This is a genomic window from Phenylobacterium sp. J426 (genome assembly GCF_024699945.1).
Taxonomy (GTDB): Bacteria; Pseudomonadota; Alphaproteobacteria; order Caulobacterales; family Caulobacteraceae; genus Phenylobacterium.
The window spans coordinates 3,398,236-3,415,014 of record NZ_JAJOMY010000001.1; the positions used below are offsets into that span (position 1 = coordinate 3,398,236).

General features: G+C 67.4%; 11 protein-coding genes and 2 pseudogenes. 6 read left to right on the forward strand and 7 right to left on the reverse strand.

Annotated features, from left to right (window positions below; all coding sequences use genetic code 11):
• Nucleotides 1–38: 38 nt before the first annotated feature.
• From LRS10_RS17985 to LRS10_RS18000, 4 genes and pseudogenes are all read right to left on the reverse strand, one after another.
• Nucleotides 39–458: pseudogene (locus tag LRS10_RS17985) on the reverse strand (MFS transporter); the annotation flags it as partial.
• Nucleotides 445–1,569: an HlyD family secretion protein gene (locus tag LRS10_RS17990; RefSeq protein WP_257838458.1), complete on the reverse strand. Its 1,125-nt coding sequence runs from the start codon at nucleotides 1,567–1,569 to the stop codon at nucleotides 445–447. The pseudogene LRS10_RS17985 and the gene LRS10_RS17990, both read right to left, overlap by 14 nt.
• 6 nt (nucleotides 1,570–1,575) lie before the next feature.
• Nucleotides 1,576–1,827: a hypothetical protein gene (locus tag LRS10_RS17995; protein WP_257838459.1), complete on the reverse strand. Its 252-nt coding sequence runs from the start codon at nucleotides 1,825–1,827 to the stop codon at nucleotides 1,576–1,578.
• Between the two features lie 378 nt (nucleotides 1,828–2,205).
• Complete coding sequence (locus LRS10_RS18000) at nucleotides 2,206–2,577, reverse strand: STAS/SEC14 domain-containing protein (protein WP_257817824.1); 372 nt, start codon at nucleotides 2,575–2,577, stop codon at nucleotides 2,206–2,208.
• A 785-nt stretch (nucleotides 2,578–3,362) separates the two neighbouring features.
• Between LRS10_RS18000 and LRS10_RS18005 the strand changes: the two genes are divergently transcribed.
• Entirely contained in the window at nucleotides 3,363–4,499 is a 1,137-nt protein-coding gene (locus LRS10_RS18005; RefSeq protein ID WP_257838460.1) for a hypothetical protein, read from the forward strand.
• A 324-nt stretch (nucleotides 4,500–4,823) separates the two neighbouring features.
• On the opposite strand, the gene LRS10_RS18010 is transcribed toward LRS10_RS18005, so the two are convergent.
• Nucleotides 4,824–5,222, reverse strand: a complete 399-nt coding sequence (locus tag LRS10_RS18010; RefSeq protein WP_257838461.1) for a hypothetical protein — start codon at nucleotides 5,220–5,222, stop codon at nucleotides 4,824–4,826.
• 185 nt (nucleotides 5,223–5,407) lie between these two features.
• Nucleotides 5,408–5,701 (reverse strand): Lrp/AsnC family transcriptional regulator, encoded by a 294-nt coding sequence (locus tag LRS10_RS18015; RefSeq protein ID WP_257838462.1) that lies wholly within the window; start codon nucleotides 5,699–5,701, stop codon nucleotides 5,408–5,410.
• A gap of 226 nt (nucleotides 5,702–5,927) precedes the next feature.
• On the opposite strand from LRS10_RS18015, the gene LRS10_RS18020 reads away from it, so the two are divergent.
• Complete coding sequence (locus tag LRS10_RS18020) at nucleotides 5,928–6,407, forward strand: MarR family winged helix-turn-helix transcriptional regulator (protein WP_257838463.1); 480 nt, start codon at nucleotides 5,928–5,930, stop codon at nucleotides 6,405–6,407.
• A 442-nt stretch (nucleotides 6,408–6,849) separates the two neighbouring features.
• A complete protein-coding gene (locus tag LRS10_RS18025) occupies nucleotides 6,850–9,513 on the forward strand; it encodes a TonB-dependent receptor (RefSeq protein ID WP_257838464.1) in 2,664 nt (887 codons plus the stop codon).
• Between the two features lie 593 nt (nucleotides 9,514–10,106).
• On the opposite strand, the gene LRS10_RS18030 is transcribed toward LRS10_RS18025, so the two are convergent.
• The gene (locus tag LRS10_RS18030) at nucleotides 10,107–10,676 is read right to left on the reverse strand and encodes a TetR/AcrR family transcriptional regulator (protein ID WP_257838465.1); all 570 of its coding nucleotides are present in this window, start codon (nucleotides 10,674–10,676) and stop codon (nucleotides 10,107–10,109) included.
• Nucleotides 10,677–10,791: 115 nt separating this feature from the next.
• Between LRS10_RS18030 and LRS10_RS18035 the strand changes: the two genes are divergently transcribed.
• The 3 genes and pseudogenes from LRS10_RS18035 (at nucleotide 10,792) to LRS10_RS18045 (ending at nucleotide 16,522) form a co-directional block, all read left to right on the forward strand.
• Nucleotides 10,792–11,934, forward strand: a complete 1,143-nt coding sequence (locus LRS10_RS18035) for an efflux RND transporter periplasmic adaptor subunit (RefSeq protein ID WP_257838466.1) — start codon at nucleotides 10,792–10,794, stop codon at nucleotides 11,932–11,934.
• A 10-nt stretch (nucleotides 11,935–11,944) separates the two neighbouring features.
• Nucleotides 11,945–15,125 (forward strand): annotated as a pseudogene (locus tag LRS10_RS18040) (efflux RND transporter permease subunit).
• Nucleotides 15,122–16,522 carry an efflux transporter outer membrane subunit gene (locus tag LRS10_RS18045; protein ID WP_257817818.1) on the forward strand — a complete coding sequence of 467 codons (1,401 nt, stop codon included), beginning with the start codon at nucleotides 15,122–15,124 and terminating at the stop codon, nucleotides 16,520–16,522. The pseudogene LRS10_RS18040 and the gene LRS10_RS18045 overlap by 4 nt, the downstream one beginning before the upstream one ends.
• Nucleotides 16,523–16,779: the final 257 nt, after the last annotated feature.

A 16,779-nucleotide genomic window follows, 5' to 3' on the forward strand; every position in this document is an offset into this window, starting at 1 on the left:
AGCACGACGCCGATCCCGAAGATGCCCATGGCAGCCCCGCGCCGCTCCGGAGGGAAGACCTGAAACATCGTTACCATGGCGAGCGGCTGGACCACACCGGCGGCAAGGCCCTGCAGCACGCGGCTGACCACCAGCACATTCTGGTCCGGCGCGAGCCCTCCGAGGATGGAGCCGAAGAGGAAGAGGCCCAGCGCTCCGACCATGGTCGCCCGCTGCCCAGCGGCGCGTTCGCACCAGGCGGTCATCAGCATGGTCACGGTCATGGCGGCGAGAAAGCCGGTGGACAGCCACTGAACCTCCGTCGCGCTCATCCCGAACTCGCCCATGATGGCCGGCACGGCGACGTTGACGATGGTCGACGACAATACAACGGCCACGGCCGAGACCATCGCCGTCACCGTCGCCAGCCAGCGATAGCCAGCTCCGTAGCGTTCGAAGAGCTCGCTAGTCGACCGCATCGATGTTGACCTCAACCATCATGCCGGGCCGCAGGAACCCATTCGACTCTTCCAGAACAAGTCGCACCGGCAGGCGCTGGGTGACTTTCGTGAAGTTGCCGCTGGGGTTCGGATTGGGCAGCAGAGCGAACTGACTGGTGGCGGCGCCGCCGATCCGCTGCACCCGAGCTTTGAATTTGCGGCCAGGGTAGGCGTCGACCTTTACCGTCGCCTGGGCGCCCACCGCGAGTTTTCGGAACTCCGTTTCCTTGACGTTCGCGTCGACCCAGACGTTCCTGGGGTTGTGGTACATCAGGATCCGGGCGCCCGGCGTGACGAACTCGCCCGCATCGACGAACGTCTGGTCTATCACGCCGTCGAATGCCGCCACGATCTCCCGCCGCGAGAGGTCCAGCGAATGCTGCGCTCTCTTCGCGAGGAGACCGGCGCGTTGCGCGTCGAGAGCTGCGATCTGTTCATTCAGGACGTCAGCGTCATCCCGCCCGGAGGCCGTGACGTAGACATCCCCCCGCGCCGCGTCGACTGCGGCTTTTGCTCGGTCGACGGCCTTTTCGGCCGCCGTCAGGCGCGCCTGGTCTTCCTCGAGCCGGCTCCTGGCGAGCAGTCCCTTGCTGTACAACGTCTGTGTGCGGCTGAAGGCGCTGCGGGCCAGCTTGAGGTCCGCCTGCGCAGCTGCGAGCCCGGCTTCGGCCTGCAGCACTCCGGCATTGGAGACCTCGACGGCGCGTCCGACGCGCGAGTTGATCGCCGCCTGCTGGGCGCGCAGCTGTGCCGTCTGAGCCTCGAGTGCGGCGATGTTGGCCTCGATCTCCTGCAGGGCGAACTCGGCGTCGCGGGGTTCGAGCCGCACCAATACCTGCCCGGCGCGCACCGCGTCCCCCGGGCGGACCTTCAATTCCACCACACGACCGGCCGCTTCGCTCGCCAGCGCCACGACGTCGGATGCGATCCGCGCGTCGTTGGCGTAGACGTGCTGCCCCCGCGCATGGATAAAGCCGCCGGCGCAAACGACGGCGGCAGCGGCGAGGACGCTGGCCAGGGCGATCTTGCGCCTTGCTGCACGGGGCCTCGCCTTGGCGGCGCCGACATCTGTTTGGCTTTCTCCGGACATCTCAACCTACTCCAGACGCTCACTGATGCGGCGAAGGACAGATACGGTCGTGCCGAGATCGTCCTTCGGGATCCCGTGCAGAATTTCCTCCCGCAGCGCGTCGGCGACCTCCGTGATGTGGTCCAACACGGGCTGGGCCCCTGGTGCGAGCTGTACGAGCTTGGCGCGTCGATCTCCGGCGACCGCCTCACGGAAGATCAGCCCGTCGCGTTGCAGGGCGTCGAGCTGACGCACCAGCGTGGACGCCTCGATCCCCACGCGCTCCGCGAGCCTCGCGCTGGAGGAGGCCGCCGTCTGCCTTCGACAGGACAAGCAGCAGCTGCCAGCGACTTTGCGTCAGCCCGGTTCTTCGGAGACGCTCGTCCAGGCGGGCGCGCCAGCGCCGGTGGATGAAGGCCAGTCGACGGGACAACTCGGAGTGAGGGTCAGTCAGATGCACTCGCTGCATGGCCAGTAGTTGGCATGCTAACTATCGCGCCGCAACCGGGTGCGGCAATCCGGCGCCCAATCGTCGCCGCTGAAGCCGGCGCTTGCTGACAGGCGCATCCCACGCGGCGCGCGCCCGCCCCTGCTGTAGCCCCTTGAGACCTGAACCCGGGAATGGCGACAAGGCGCGCCGCGTCGATGTCGCTCCGGCTAAGCCAGCCGGCCGTCGTCGGCAAGCCAGCGAATGGCTTCTGCCAAGTCGTTGTAGATCACCCGAAAATTGCCCTCCCCAAATGCCAGCCGGGCGATGTAGGCCAATCGCGTATTCGGAACCAGGAGCGCTGCGCGGACGCCGCGTCTCCGGAGCTCTTCACTGTTCGGCTGCTGCGCGAGGGTCAAATCGACGTCCGGAGGTTCCATCTCGAGGGCGTCATACAGCACCCGTGATCGGCCGCTTTCCGACAGGAGAAGCATGACTTGTGACTGGAGTTCGGTCACATCCTCGGCGGTCAACGCCCCTCGGATTCTTGCAACAATGATCTCGCCGCTGAGCTCGACCCAAATCCGCTGACTCTTCGGCATTTCTCTCACCCACGGTGCACCGTCACATCCGCCGCGGCTTGCGCGCGGATGCAGGCTGCTCTGCCCTGTAGCCCTCCGCCCCAGTTGCAACAACGTCTCAGCATCGAAGCCCCCTCCCATCGCAGCCTCGTCGACATTGTCGGCGGCCCGCGCGTGCAGGGGCGTCGTGGGGTTGAACCCGAAGGCGCCGGGTCATCGGCTGGGCGACGGCGAGGGCAACGCAGGGCGTCGCCAGAACTCCAAGTCGGCTCGGAGGAATAAACGATTGCCGAAGAGCCGCCGAGCGCAGCCGGACCGAGCTGTGAACCCGCCCAATTCCCGCGCACGACGCCACGTAGACGCTCTAGATTCCTTGGTGCGATTCCAATCCTGATCGAACCCGTCTGCGCCGCCTTTTCGATCTTGCCAACCAGGTCGGGAGACGACAGCGCCAATATTCTCAGCACGGCTAGCAGCTTGCCGGCCTCGCCGGGCGCAGGGCTGGTTCGCTCTCGCGTCAGGTCGCTCGCGAGCGGCGCAAGCTTTCGGGCAACGTCAAAAGATGGGTTGCGCAAGTTGCAGCTCGCCCTGCCGCCCTATCTGGCGCTGGTGCTGCGAAACTTCGTCACGGCTAGGGGGTTCGTTCGGCGACTGGCTGCTCATTGCTCGACCGGGCTTGCGACAACGGAAGTTGGGCTATGCCGGCTTCCGAGGACGCGCGGCGTCGGCGCTGACGCTGCGGATTTCACGAATCCAAGGCGCTCGCTTGGGCTTGGCCCGGTCCAACCGTCCCCCCAGCTGCTTTAATGCTGTACCATTCGTCCATCTTCGGGACGCGGCGCCACAGTGGATTGGCTGAACAGGACGGCCGGTCAGCAGAAGCGGAGACTTTCGCGATGAGCGGCATTCGCCGGCTGACCGACAGGGATGGCGGCGGCGTCCCCAGCGCTGACATTCTTGTTGCCGGGCTCAAGGCGGCAATGCGGCGCCACGGACGCGCGTTGAAGACGCTCCACGGCTTCATTGGAGCCGCCCTCGATCCCAACCATGCCGACCTGCTACGACCTGGAGAATCCTACCTCTTCCGCCACGAGGACGTTCTGCGGCCGGTAATCGCCGAGGTCGCGTCGGTCGTGGACGCGGGAATTCGCTCCGGAGAAGTGCGCGCCTGCGACTCCGGGGTGGCTGCAAGGGTCGTGCTCGGCCTCACGTTGTTCGCGCCGCTCGTCGGCCCAACCCCACTAACCGGTGCAGGAAGGCGTCGGACAATCGAAGCTCTGCAGGACCTGATCACGTACGGCTGCGTCGGCAATCGCGGAACGTCGCCGACCGGTGAGAGGAATCGGCACCAGCGCTTCCAGCCACTTGAGGCAGGTAGCCGGGACGCAATCCTCGCCAGCGCGTCTTACCTGTTGAACCGGCGCCCCCAGGCTCCCATGGAGGAGATCGCCGCATTTCTGAAGGTGAGCTCCCACACGCTTGGCCTCTACTTCGGCGAACGGGACCATCTCGTGTCCGCCTGCCACTCCCGCACCCTCACGATCTTCCTACACGTGCAGGACGCCACCCTTGCGCCTGGGCCTGTGACGGCTGCGGGCGTCGGACGCTTTGTCCGGGCGACGGCGCTCAGTTATTTCAGCCCCGACGTGCAGCCGCTAAGTCCGATCGCAGCGCTGAGCGGAGCGGACGGCCATAGCGAAGCCCGACGGCGACTACAGTGGGCGGGCCTTTGGATGCTATTACGGCCGCGCTTGATCGACGGCGTCGGCGCAGGCGAACTGCGGGAGCGGCACCATCAGTTGGCGCCCCGCTTCTGGCTGGCCCTTTGCAGTTCTCTCCCGTCCGGGCTCTGGCAGGAGGCGATCCAAGACCCAGACCGCGAGGCAGATAACGTGGCCGAGCTGATCTGCCTCGGATTGGCGCCGGCCGAACGGACGTTTTGATCTGCGTGACGGCTCCGAGCGGCGCACGACCTCGGACGTGGATGACTACTCCGTGGCGCCGTGGGTGCGGGTTCAATGGATGGGGGAGCGGGCAGGCTCAGCCCGGGCTCGTCGGATGGGCGAATGAGAGGGGGGCCGGCTGACCGCCCACCAACGCTCAGCGATGCCAGCTCTCGCGAGCGGTCGGCGCTCCTGAGCAGACGCGCTCGAGTCTTCAACGTGGGCGCCTATCGGTCCAGTTCGGCGCGGCGCCCGCGCCGGCCCCTCAACAACTCCGACCTGCCAGAACCTGCCGTCCTCGCTCTCAAGGGCCGCCGGTCACCCCTAGTCACGGCCAGCGCCTAACGACCCCATCGCTCGCAGCGCCGGCTGACGTTCAACGGCGGCGAGGCGCAGGTACATCCGCTGGAGGTCGAGGAGGTTCTGAGCGGCCAGTTGGATGACCGCGCCCCGCTCGAGCGCGGCGTCCGGCACGACAAACCCCCGACGAGCCCGCACGCAACTGCCCATTTCGGCAAGGTCCCACAGGCGGCGGCGCGTCGTTTCTATCGGTAAGCGCAGCCGCCGGGCGGCCTGCGAAGCCGTCACGGGCTGCCGGTCCACTTCGGCTCCCAGGCACGCGGTCCGGCAATCGAGTTCGGTGTTCGACCGAAAGACCTCAAACCAGATTGCCGCACTGACCACGTCTCCGAACGCCGCAAGCGCGAGCACCACAACGCGCAAGAGGTACTCGGACCAGAGACGGGCGGCGGCGCGTACCGGGGAGGCCTCGCCTTGGCGAGGCGCTGGCGCCTCAAACACGACGCCCGCTTGAGCGAGGGCGGCGTGAAGCGCCGATATCGCTGCATATCCTGCTTCGAGTTCGCGATGATGTCCTGGGAAGCCGACACGCGCTGCGGGTATCACCACTATCCCCCGGGGGCGTTGCGGCAAAGGCCGAGCTGAGCAAGCCGCCGCACCCGGCGACGGACCGTTTCGAACGGAAGCCCGAGGCTCTGCGAAATGGCGTTGATGCTGATCGGCCGCAGCAGGTCGTCCGGCGGCGAGGCGTCGTAGGTGACGAAGGCTGACTGGTGACCCGAATCGGGCATCCAGGCGCCTGAGTTGGCCTGTGTGAGCGTGGCCAGGACCACCGCATCGGTCAGGCTCGGGCCACGACGGGCGTTGACCTGGTCCATTAGGAACCCAGTCGTGATGCTCAAGACGCATAGTGTGTCCGTCATGCACGCCCTTTCGCGCTCGAGTTCACCCCGGGGGCTGCGGCAGTCCTCGTCTCGCTGGCGCCGGCGCTCCCTTGCCGACAATCTCTTGCGCGGCCAGTAACCTGTGCTGGAAAGCAGCAGCCATGCGAAGCGGTCGCAAGCCGTTTGCGCGAGTTCGTTCCTTCGGCGAAGGTGGCGCCGAATCCCTGGAGACACCCGCGGAAAGATGACGTCACGGCAGAAACAACACCCGAGGGGCGAGTCGGCGTACGCCGCCCAGGTCGAAGGCGCGGGCTTCCTGCTCGGTGACGTGACCCGCCTGATGCGGAAGGGGTTCGATCGACGGGTCCGGGATCTTGGCCTTACTCGCCCTCAATGGCGCGTGCTGGTCTACGTGCTTGAAAATCAAGGGTTGTCACAGTCAGAACTTGCAAGACGGCTCGAGCTCGAGCGCGCTCCGCTCGGGCAGCTCGTGCGAGCGCTGGAAGGCCTGCGCCTGGTAAGCCGCCAACGCTCGCCCTCGGACCAGCGGGAGTGGATCGTGGTTGCGGGAGAAGACGCCCCCTCAGTCCTCCCGCAGATGATAGCGGCGGCGCACTGGCTTCGTGAGATCACCTTTCAAGGCATCAGCCGTGAGGAACAGATCACCCTGCTTCGACTTCTCGATCGCATGAGGTCGAACCTCAGTTTCGAACTCGATCGCTGACGCCATCCTTGCGGCGACTTCCGCTCGGGACAGTGCGACGTCGCCGCAGTTGCCTCGACTCCACGTAGGCCCACCCGCGCAGGCCCAGAGGTGCGCCTCAAGGTAGCGCGCCTCCGAGAACTCGAAGTCCAGAGTTCGGCAACACGCCAATCCCACGCCGCCTAGCGCCGCATCAGCGGCCGCAAAAATTGACCGCGCCCAGAGAGCGCGGTCAAGGGGCTGCTGCGGGGAAGAACGGTGCGCAGCAAGTCAGATAGTAATGTCAGATACAAGCGGCAGGGGTCAAGCTGGGCGCGGCCAGCGGTATGACCTAAGCGGCAGGATCGGCGAACAATGGTCTCGCTCTTGACGTGGCGCTGAGACCGACAAAGGATGTCCCATACAATATTAACCGGGATCAATTCGCGGTTGTGGGGAGGAATAGATGTCGAAAAGGCAGTTGATGGCCACAGTCGCCGCAGTCGGCGTGATGGTGGCTCACGAGGCGCGCGCACAACAGGCAAACACGATCGAAGAACTCGTGGTCACCGCTGAGCGCCGAGAGCAAAGTCTACAGGACGTTCCCGTCGCGATTTCAGCATTCACATCTGAGAAGCGCGACCAGCTCGGCATATCGACGGTTTTCGACCTAACCAACTTCACGCCCGGACTGCAATATTCCAGCCAATTGGATCGGGTCAGTCTTCGCGGGGTGGGACGAACGACGAACGTACACGCGGCCGATCCATCCGTTTCGGTTTATTCAGATGGAATTTACACCACCTCGACGGTGGAAGCCGGCAAGACACCGCTGTTCGTGGAGCGGATCGAGGTGCTGCGGGGGCCACAAGCGACGCTGTACGGGCGCAATGCCATCGCGGGGGCGATCAACCTGGTGTCCAAGCGACCTACGGATGAGCCTTACGCCGAGGTCAGGGCGACCTATGCGAACTACAATCGTCACGTGCTCGAGGGCGCCGTTTCCGGCCCAACGACCATTCCCGGCGTGAAATTCCGACTCGCCGCCAATTGGGAAAAGCAGACGGAAGGCTGGTACGACAACATCGTGCCCGGGCAGCCCGATGAGGGCAACGTGATCGACACCAACATCGTCGAGGGCCAGCTGAAATTCGACTTCAACGACAATTTCGAAGGCTGGACCAAGCTCACCTGGATCCAATGGCGCAACGGCTCTGGCGGGCCCGGCGCCCGCGGCACGTTCACGCCGGGCCCCTACGCCAGCTTTGAGGTGGCCAACGGCGCAACGTCCCAGGAGCCGGGTTATGGCTGCAGCGGCCGGGTCACGAACGTGGTCAACCCCTCGCCTCTCGGCTGCGAGAACCCGGCTGACCGCGACCCTCGGAAGATCGCTTCGGTCATACCCTATCAGGTCAAGTTGGACGGCACCTGGATCTTTGCCAGCGAATGGATCTGGCACGCGCCCAGCTTCGACGTGAAGTACACCACCGGTGGCGCGCGCTATCACTACACGCTCAATCGGCCGCCGGACGACACCGTGGCGCCCGTGCAGAGCTATACGTTGGCCGGCGGCCTTCGGGTCTTCCCGCAACAGGTCTACAATTACCAGGAGATCGAGGAGTGGTGGAGCCACGAGCTCACCCTCAGTTCGACCCACGAGGGACCGCTACAGTGGCTCGCCGGCGTCTACTCCTGGAACGAGCACTTTGAGCAGCCCACGTCCACGTACCTGTTTCTTCAGCCACAGATCGCCGCCCCCTTGGGCGTGAGCTGCCCCCGCTTCGGCAACGCATGCCCGCCAAACCCGCTGTTGCAGCGGAGCTATGACGAGCCCAAGTTCCATATCCAGTCGAAGGCGGTCTACGCTCAGGTGGACTATGAGTTCACCGATGCCTGGAAGCTGACGGTCGGCGGACGATACTCGCTCGACGAGAAGTCGGGCTCGGAGGAGGCGCGCGTCCTGTGCTTCGCCTTCTTCGCCTGCACGCCCGGGCTGACGCCGGAGCAGACCGGGCCCTTCACGCCGGCGATCGACCTCACCCAGGCGCTGTTCATCCCCGGAGCCACGCCGCCGAAAGGCGTGTCGCAAGACTTCACATTTGACCCGGCCACAGGTCGCGCTCGGCGGGAGTACGACGCCGATTGGGACGCGCTTACCGGCAACGTCACGCTTCAGTGGGAGCCAGATCCCGCCACGACCGCCTATGTCCGCTACAGCCGCGGCTACAAGGCGGGCGGCTTCCGCATCGGCGTCGATACGGCGCTTACCGCCAACCCCTATACGAAGGCGGAATATCTGGACGACATCGAGGTGGGTCTCAAGAAGACCTTCGGGCGCAACCTGCAGACCAACATTGCGCTGTTCCACTATGACTACAAGAATGCGCAAATCCCGCTAACGATCATCGACACCGCCGGAGGTGTCACCCAGGCCCAGTCGGTGTTCTACAACGTGCCCAAAGCTATCTCGATGGGCGTTGAGCTGGAGACCATCTGGCAGCCGTTGGCTAATCTGCAGATACTCTTCAACTATTCCTATCTGAACTCCGAGATCAGACGAGCCAGCGGGGTGGTCGACCCCGCGGACCCGGCCGCACTCGACCCGGATGCAACCCCGCTGGGTTCAATCGGGGACTGCGTGGCCCGCCAGGCGACCCCGTCGGCCGCGGACAATTGCCCGGCCGACGTGTTCACCGCGCTCACGGGGGGCGGGTTCCAGCTCGGCCAGGACCTCAAGGGTCAGAAGCTGCCCAACGCGCCAAAGCACAAGGTCGCGTTGAATGTGAACTACACTTGGCTGTTCGAGGCCGCTTCGCTGACGGCTTCGGCCAGCTACACCTGGCGTGACGCTCAATACGGATCGATCTTCAACCGCGCCTACTCGCGCTCACCTTCCTGGGAACAGGTTGACGCGCGCGTGACCTGGACGCCTGCCAACGAGCGCTACACCGTCATCCTCTTCGCCAAGAATATCTTCGACGAGGTGGGGTATGAGGGCGGCGCAACGGCGGCGCGGCGAGCCGGCTACGTCGGTTCCGCCGCGGCCGGCGGCTCCACAATCATTCCTGTCACTCAGGGGGTTGCGACGAGCTATCCGCTCACGCCGCCCCGAACCTACGGGATCGAGCTGCAGTATCGGTTCTTCTGACGGTCGCTCCAGGCGGGGGCGGCCCTATCCCGCCGCCCCCGCTGACCGGCCCGGTTCGGGCCACGCGCCCGACGAGCCGACCATTGCATCCAGGCCAAACCGTCCCACCAGTCCTTCGCTTTGCACCCCAGATGCGGCAAGCGGCGCTTCGGGCGCGCCGGCTGGGCCTGAATTCGAATTCGTGACACCGGTGATCTCGATGGGACGAGATCCACGAAGTGGAGGTGACCCTAGGTGTGACCCGAAACTTCCTTGTTCGCCGGCTGGAGCGGATCACTCGCCAGCGGCCGACGAAACGTGCTGGGTTCATGTCGAGGCGGAAGTCATGTTCGGGGCGCTGGCCGGGGCCACCGCGTCGGAGGCGCCGCGCCGCGGAGATCTGCGGCCGCGGTCGGTGTTCGGCGGTCTGCGCGAGGCGCGCAACTGCCAGAGCTTCCCGTCCGCTGGTGACCAGACCCGGCGGAGGGATCTTGGAGCCGGCGGCCGCTGGGCAGGTCAGCGACCACCAACCGAGCCTCCGCTGATCCATCTCTGATCGCTGGCTTCGAAGCGAACGGTCGTGGCTCTGAGATTCAACTCACGGCGATCCGATCTCACTCGATCGCCAGCTGCAGCGTTTCTGCGAGGCGGCCGGCCAGGCCCAGGCGATCCGCTTCGTCTTCGAGGCCGTTGTTGTCGATCGCCCGGGACAGGGCAGCGCCCATGATGATCGCCCCTACCGCGCGGGCCCGGATCTGCGCATCCGGCCCACCCAGCCAAGCCTCTATCGGTTCGTAGAACCGTTCCTGAGTGTTCCGCCGAACCAGCGGTCCGGCCCTGGCGGACGACGCCGAGCGCAGGATGATCTGCAGCACCGCCAGCTTATGATCCTCTACGGGATCGAGAAGCAGCATCCGGGCGGCCCGGGCGCCGAAATCCTCGCGCGGGCCCTCCAGGAGGTCTCGAACCGAGCCGCTCTCGGCAAGTACCGCGGCGAGCAACTCCTCCTTCGAGCCGAAGTAGCGCAGCACCAACGCCGGATCGACGCCCGCTTCGCCCGCGATGCCGCGCACACTAGCGGCGTCGTAGCCTTCCTCCGCAAAGCGCGACCGCGCCGCCGAAAGGATAGCGCTCCGTGTGGCCACGGCGTTGCGGGCGCGGGTCGGGCCCTCAGCCTGCGTCATGGAAGTTCCTCCGCCAATGTCCACGCCCGTTGACTTACACCGATGGCGCCCATAGGTCACCGACCGTTGACTGACTGACCCGCGCCTCCCCAGCGCGCTCGAGGGACAGAGACCGATGCAAACCTTCCGAACGCTTGCGCTGATGGCGCTGGCGAGCTTGGCGCTTGTTGGCTGCGGACGGAAGGAAGGACCGCCGGTCGCCGCCGCGCCCGTCGTTTCCGTCGCAGCGCCGCTGAAGGCCACGGTCCGCGACTGGGACGACTTCACCGGCCGGTTCGAGGCGGTGCAGCAGGTCGACGTCCGCGCCCGCGCCGGCGGCTATCTGCAGGCCGTTCACGTCCGCGACGGCGAGGCGGTGCGCAAGGGCCAGTTGCTCTTCACCCTCGATCCTCGCCCGGCCCAGGCGCAGCTCGCCGCCGCCCAGGCCCAGGCAGGACAGGCCCGCACCGAGCTGAAGCGCGCCGAGAGCCTGCTGGCCGCAAAGGCGATCTCCCAGGAGGAATACGAGAGCCGCCGCTCGGCCGCCGCCGTCGCGGACGCCACGCTGCGCGCCCGGCAGCTCGACGTCGAGTTCACCCGCGTCACCGCGCCCATCGCCGGGCGCGTCTCCGCCCGGCGTGTCGATCCCGGCAACCTGATCGCCGGCGGCACCTCGGCCGGCGACGTGCTCACCACCATTGTCTCCGCCGATCCGATCCACTTCGTCTTCGACGCCTCGGAGGCCCAGTTGCTGAAGCTCCAGCGGCAGGCGGGCGGCGTGACCTCCGCGCCCGTGCAGGTGCGCCTGCAGGACGAGGCGGAATATCGCTGGGAAGGGACCGTCGACTTCCTCGACAACACCGTCGACCCGCAATCGGGCTCCACCCGCATCCGCGCCCTGATCCGCAACCCCAAAGGCTTCCTGAAGGCCGGCATGTACGGCGCAGCCAGGATGGCCGGCGCGGGCGCCTATGAGGCCCTGCTCATCCCCGAGACCGCCATCGTCGCCGATGGGCCGCGCAAGGTGGCCTATGTGGTGGCCGCCGACGGCGCCCCGCAGAGCCGACCTCTCACGCTCGGCCCGGTCATCGACGGCCTGCGGGTGATCCGCGCCGGCCTGCGTCCGGACGACCGGGTGGTGGTCAATGGGGTCCAGCGCGTCCGTCCGGGACAGAAGGTCCAGGCCCGCAACGTCGCCATCAGCCGCCAGGCCCGGGCCGCCGCCACGCGGCCCGCGCCCAATGCGGCGCCCGCCTCCACCGGCTCCATCGTCCGCTAGGCCGCCCCACATGAAGTTCTCCCGCTTCTTCATCGACCGGCCGATCTTCGCCGGCGTGATCTCGGTGTTCGTGGCCCTGCTCGGCCTCTTCGCCTATCCGCAGCTGCCGCTCTCCCAGTATCCCGAGATCGCGCCGCCCACGGTGGCGGTGATGGCGACTTACCCGGGGGCCTCAGCCGAGACGCTCGCCGAGACCGTCGCCGCCCCCCTGGAGCAGGAGATCAACGGCGTCGAAGGCATGCTCTACATGACCTCGTCGTCTTCCAACGGCACAGTCCAGCTGACGGTGACCTTTGAACCAGGGACGGATCTCGATTCGGCCCAGGTGCTCGTTCAGAATCGCGTGGCGCTCGCCGAGCCCCGTCTGCCCGCCCAGGTCCGCCAGATCGGCGTCACCGTGAACAAGCAGCAGACCGGCTTCCTGATGCTGATCGCACTGACCTCCAAGGATCCGGCCGTGGATGTCGATTTCGTCGGCAACTACGCCAACTCCACCTTGCGCGACCGGCTGCTGCGGGTGCCCGGCGTTGGCGGCGTGCAGCTGTTCGGCGGCGGCTTCTACTCCATGCGGATCTGGATCGACCCGCAGAAAGCCGCCGCCCGCAATTTGACCTCGCAGGAGATCGTCGCCGCGCTGCAGGCGCAGAACGTCCAGGCTTCGGGCGGAGCGCTCGGTCAGGCCCCGGCCGATCGCGGCGTGGCCACCCAGCTCCCGGTGGAGGTCCAGGGCCGCCTCGGCACGCCCGAGGAGTTCGCGAACGTGGTCATCCGCACCGACGCCGAGGGCCGCGTCATCCGCGTCCGCGACGTCGCCCGTGTTGAGCTGGGCTCGCAGGACTACAGCGTCCGCGGCTATTTCGGCGGCGAGCGCGGCATCGGCGTCGCGGTCATCCAGCAGCCCGGCTCCAACGCACTTTCCACCGCCGCCGGCGTGTTGAACGCGGTTGAAGCGGCCAAGGCCGACTTCCCGCCCGGCGTCGCCTATACGATCCCCCTACAATCCCACGGAGTACGTCCAGGCGTCTGTCGAGGCGGTGCAGCATACCCTGCTCGAGGCGGTCATCCTCGTGGTTCTGGTGATCGTGGTCTTTTTGCAGACCTGGCGGGCGGCGATCATCCCCATCCTCGCGATCCCTGTCGCGTTGGTCGGCACCTTCGCCGTGCAGCTCGCGCTCGGCTACGCGATCAACTCGCTGTCTCTGTTTGCGCTCGTGCTCGCCGTCGGAATCGTCGTCGACGACGCCATCGTCGTCGTGGAGAATGTGGAGCGGAACATGCGCGAGGGCCTCTCCCCTCGCGAGGCCGCGTACCGCACCATGGACGAGGTGAGCGGCGCCGTTGTCGCCATTGGCCTCGTGCTGCTGGCGGTCTTCGTGCCCACTGCCTTCGTGCCCGGCATTCCGGGCGAGTTCTACCGCCAGTTCGCGGTGACGATCGCCGCGGCGGCGACCATTTCGCTGCTGATTTCGCTGACGCTGTCCCCGGCCCTCGCCGCACTGCTGCTGAAGCCGCACCGCGAAGGGCACCACGGTCCGCGCTGGCTGCGCCCCCTGCAGCGCGCCGGGGATTGGTTCAACCAGTCCTTCGACGCGCTCTCCGAACGGTACGGTCGCATGACCGCCCGCCTGCTTCGCGCCAGTGTGATCGTGCTGGTCGTCTACGGCGGCCTGCTGACCGTCACCGGCTGGCGTCTCATCGCCACGCCCACGGGGTTCATCCCGCAGCAGGACCAGGGCGTGCTGATCGGCGTCGTCCAGCTGCCGCCGGGCGCCTCCCTGGAGCGCACCGACGCTATTGTTCGGCAGGCTGCCGCCGAGGTCGCCCAGATGCCTGGCGTCGAGACGGTCGCCGCCATGGCCGGCCTGGACGGGGCGAGCTTCTCCAACGCGTCGAACGCCGCAACCATGTTCATCCGCCTGAAGGACTGGCAAGAGCGTGGCTCCGCGCTGGGCGCCGACGCCATCGCGGGCGCGATCATGGGCAAGCTGGGCGCCGTCGAGGAGGCCAACATCTTCGTCCTGTCCCCCCCGCCCGTGCAGGGCCTGGGCAACGGCGGCGGCTTCAAGCTGATGGTCCAAGACCGCTCGGGGCTGGGTTACCGGGAGCTCGAACAGGCGGCCAATGGCTTGATGGGCGCCGCTTCCGGCACGCCGGAGGTCCAGGGGGTGTTCAACCAGTTCAACACTGGCGCGCCGCGCGTCTCCGCCGATGTGGACCGCGACCGGGCGCTGATGATGGGCGTCCAGCCGCAGGCCATATTCGACACCCTCGGAACCTACCTGGGCTCGACCTACGTCAACGACTTCACCCTCGGTGGCCGCACTTTCCGGGTGACCGCCCAGGCCGAGCCCTCCGGCCGGGAGGAGAAGGCAGATATCGCCGACTTGCGGGTCCGCTCCGCCGGCGGCGAGATGGTCCCCGTCGGATCGGTGGCGCAGCTTCTGGACGACACTGGCCCCACCCGTGTGGTCCGCTTCAACCTCTTCCCTGCAGCGGAGGTGATCGGTTCGGCCGCCTCCGGCGTCTCCTCGGGGGAAGCCCTCGGAAGCATGGAGCAGCTTGCCGACCGAACCCTGCCCCAGGGCATGGGCTACGAGTGGACCGAACTGGCCTTCCAGGAGAAGGCCGCCGGCAACTCCGGCGCCCTCGTGTTCGTCATGGCCGTGGTTCTGGTGTTCCTGGTGCTGGCCGCCCAGTACGAGGCCTTCACCCTGCCGCTGGCAGTGATCCTGATCGTGCCCATGTGCATCCTGGCGGCGCTCGTGGGCGTAAGCCTGCGGGGCATGGACAACAACATCCTGACCCAGGTCGGCATGGTGGTGCTCGTGGCGCTGGCCGCCAAGAACGCCATCCTCATCGTCGAGTTCGCCAAACAGGCCGAGGAGCGGGACAGACAGAACCGTTTCCAGGCGGCGGTCACCGCCGCCCGGACGCGCCTGCGGCCGATCCTGATGACCTCCTTCGCCTTCATCCTGGGCGTCGTGCCGCTGATGCTGGCCACCGGCCCAGGCCAGGAGATGCGCCAGGCGCTCGGCACGTCCGTGTTCTTCGGGATGCTGGGCGTGACATTCTTCGGGCTGGCCTTCACCCCCGTCTTCTACGTGGTCTGCCGCAAGCTCGCCGAAAGGCTTCCGAAGCGGGCGCCCAAGGCAGCTGCGCCGCAAGCCGAAATTAAAGGGAGCCGCCCGTGAGCGCCCGCAATCTCTCGACCGCGGCCGCTGCGGCCGTCCTCCTCACTGCCTGCGCCACCGGGCCTGACTACAAGGCGCCGGTCGCCCCGCCCGGAACCGGCGGCGGCTTCGTCAGCACCGCGGTCGCTCCGGTGAGCGCCGACCAGCCGCCCGCCGACTGGTGGCGCCTGTACCAGGATCCCGCGCTGGACGGCCTGATCGCCGAGGCCCTCGACAACAATCGCGATGTGGCCGTCGCCGCCGCCAACCTCGCCCAGGTCCGCGCCTCGCTCTCGGAGGCCCGGGCCGGCCGGCTCCCCGGCACGACGATGAGCGCCGCCGCCGCCCGCAGCCGCCAGCCCGACGCCACCGGCCGGATGGTCGAGGCGGACACCCTCTCCACCGGCCTGGACGTATCCTACGAGGTGGACTTCTTCGGCCGCGTCGGCCGCTCGATCGAGGCCGCCCGCGCCGAGCGCGACGCCGCCCGGGCCGCCCTCGACGTGGTCCGTGTCTCCGTCGCCGCTGAGACGGCCCGGGCGTACGCCGACGCCTGCGCTGCCGGCGCCCAGTTGGCCGTGGCCCAGCGCACCCTCGCGCTGTCCGATGAGACGGCCGGCCTGACCCGTCGTCAGATGGAAGCTGGCCGCGGCACTGGCCTTGACCTTTCCCGCGCCCAGGCCCAGGCCGAAACCGCGCGGGCCGCCATCCCGCCGCTGCAGGCCCAGCGCGACGCCGCCCTTTTCCGCCTGTCGGTGCTGGTGGGTCGTCCGCCGGCCCAGGTGTCGCCGGAGGCCGCCGCGTGCCAGGCGATCCCGCAGATCACCGCCGCGCTTCCGGTCGGCGACGGCGCCGCCCTCCTGGCTCGCCGCCCCGATGTGCGTCAGGCCGAACGCCGGCTCGCCGCGGCGACGGCGCGGATCGGCGTAGCTGCCGCGGCGCTCTATCCACAGGTCACCCTCGGCGGGTCCGTCGGCAGCGTCGGAGGCGGCGGGCGGGGCTTCGGCGACCAGGTGTCGTTCAGCGTGGGTCCGCTGATCAGTTGGAGCTTCCCCAACATCGCTGTGGCCCGCGCCCGCATAGCTCAGGCCGACGCCGCGACTCAGGCCGCGCTCGCCACGTTCGAGCAGACCACGCTCACCGCGCTCCAAGAGGCGGAGACGGCGCTCAGCGCCTACGGCCGCGAGCTCGATCGCCGAACTGCCCTGCGCAGGGCGCGGGACCAGAGCGCCGAGGCCGTCCGCCTGGCCCGCTTGCGACATGCGGCCGGTCTCGACAGCTTTCTCACCGTGCTCGATGCGGAACGCACATTGGCCGGCCTGGAAGCCCAGCTCGCCCTGTCGGAAGCGGCTGTGACGTCCAACCAGATCAGGCTCTTCAAGGCGCTCGGCGGGGGTTGGGAGCGTAGGGCTCTGTAGGCGTCGGGAGAGTCCGCCGCTCCCCGCCTTGTGCGCGGCGGCTCGCAGGGGCCCGCGGCCCGAAGCCCGGGCGGAAGAGCGGCGAGGTGGCATCAGCCGCCGTTGAGTTCACCAGGCAGCGCGGCCTCTAAGTCATATCCATGGCGAACGTTTGGACGAAGCTCGGCCTCTCTCCGACCGCGCTGCATAACCTGCGTCGCGGCCACCCTTTGAACAGCGATGTTGGATCAAGGCCTCGAGGCGCAACCGGGACGCCC

Coding starts and splice junctions, on each gene's coding strand:
- LRS10_RS17990 (WP_257838458.1), bottom strand. CDS start 1,569: ATGTCCGGAGAAAGCCAAACAGATGTCGGCGCCGCCAAGGCGAGGCCC.
- LRS10_RS18000 (WP_257817824.1), bottom strand. CDS start 2,577: ATGCCGAAGAGTCAGCGGATTTGGGTCGAGCTCAGCGGCGAGATCATT.
- LRS10_RS18005 (WP_257838460.1), top strand. CDS start 3,363: ATGCTGTACCATTCGTCCATCTTCGGGACGCGGCGCCACAGTGGATTG.
- LRS10_RS18020 (WP_257838463.1), top strand. CDS start 5,928: ATGACGTCACGGCAGAAACAACACCCGAGGGGCGAGTCGGCGTACGCC.
- LRS10_RS18025 (WP_257838464.1), top strand. CDS start 6,850: ATGGCCACAGTCGCCGCAGTCGGCGTGATGGTGGCTCACGAGGCGCGC.
- LRS10_RS18030 (WP_257838465.1), bottom strand. CDS start 10,676: ATGACGCAGGCTGAGGGCCCGACCCGCGCCCGCAACGCCGTGGCCACA.
- LRS10_RS18035 (WP_257838466.1), top strand. CDS start 10,792: ATGCAAACCTTCCGAACGCTTGCGCTGATGGCGCTGGCGAGCTTGGCG.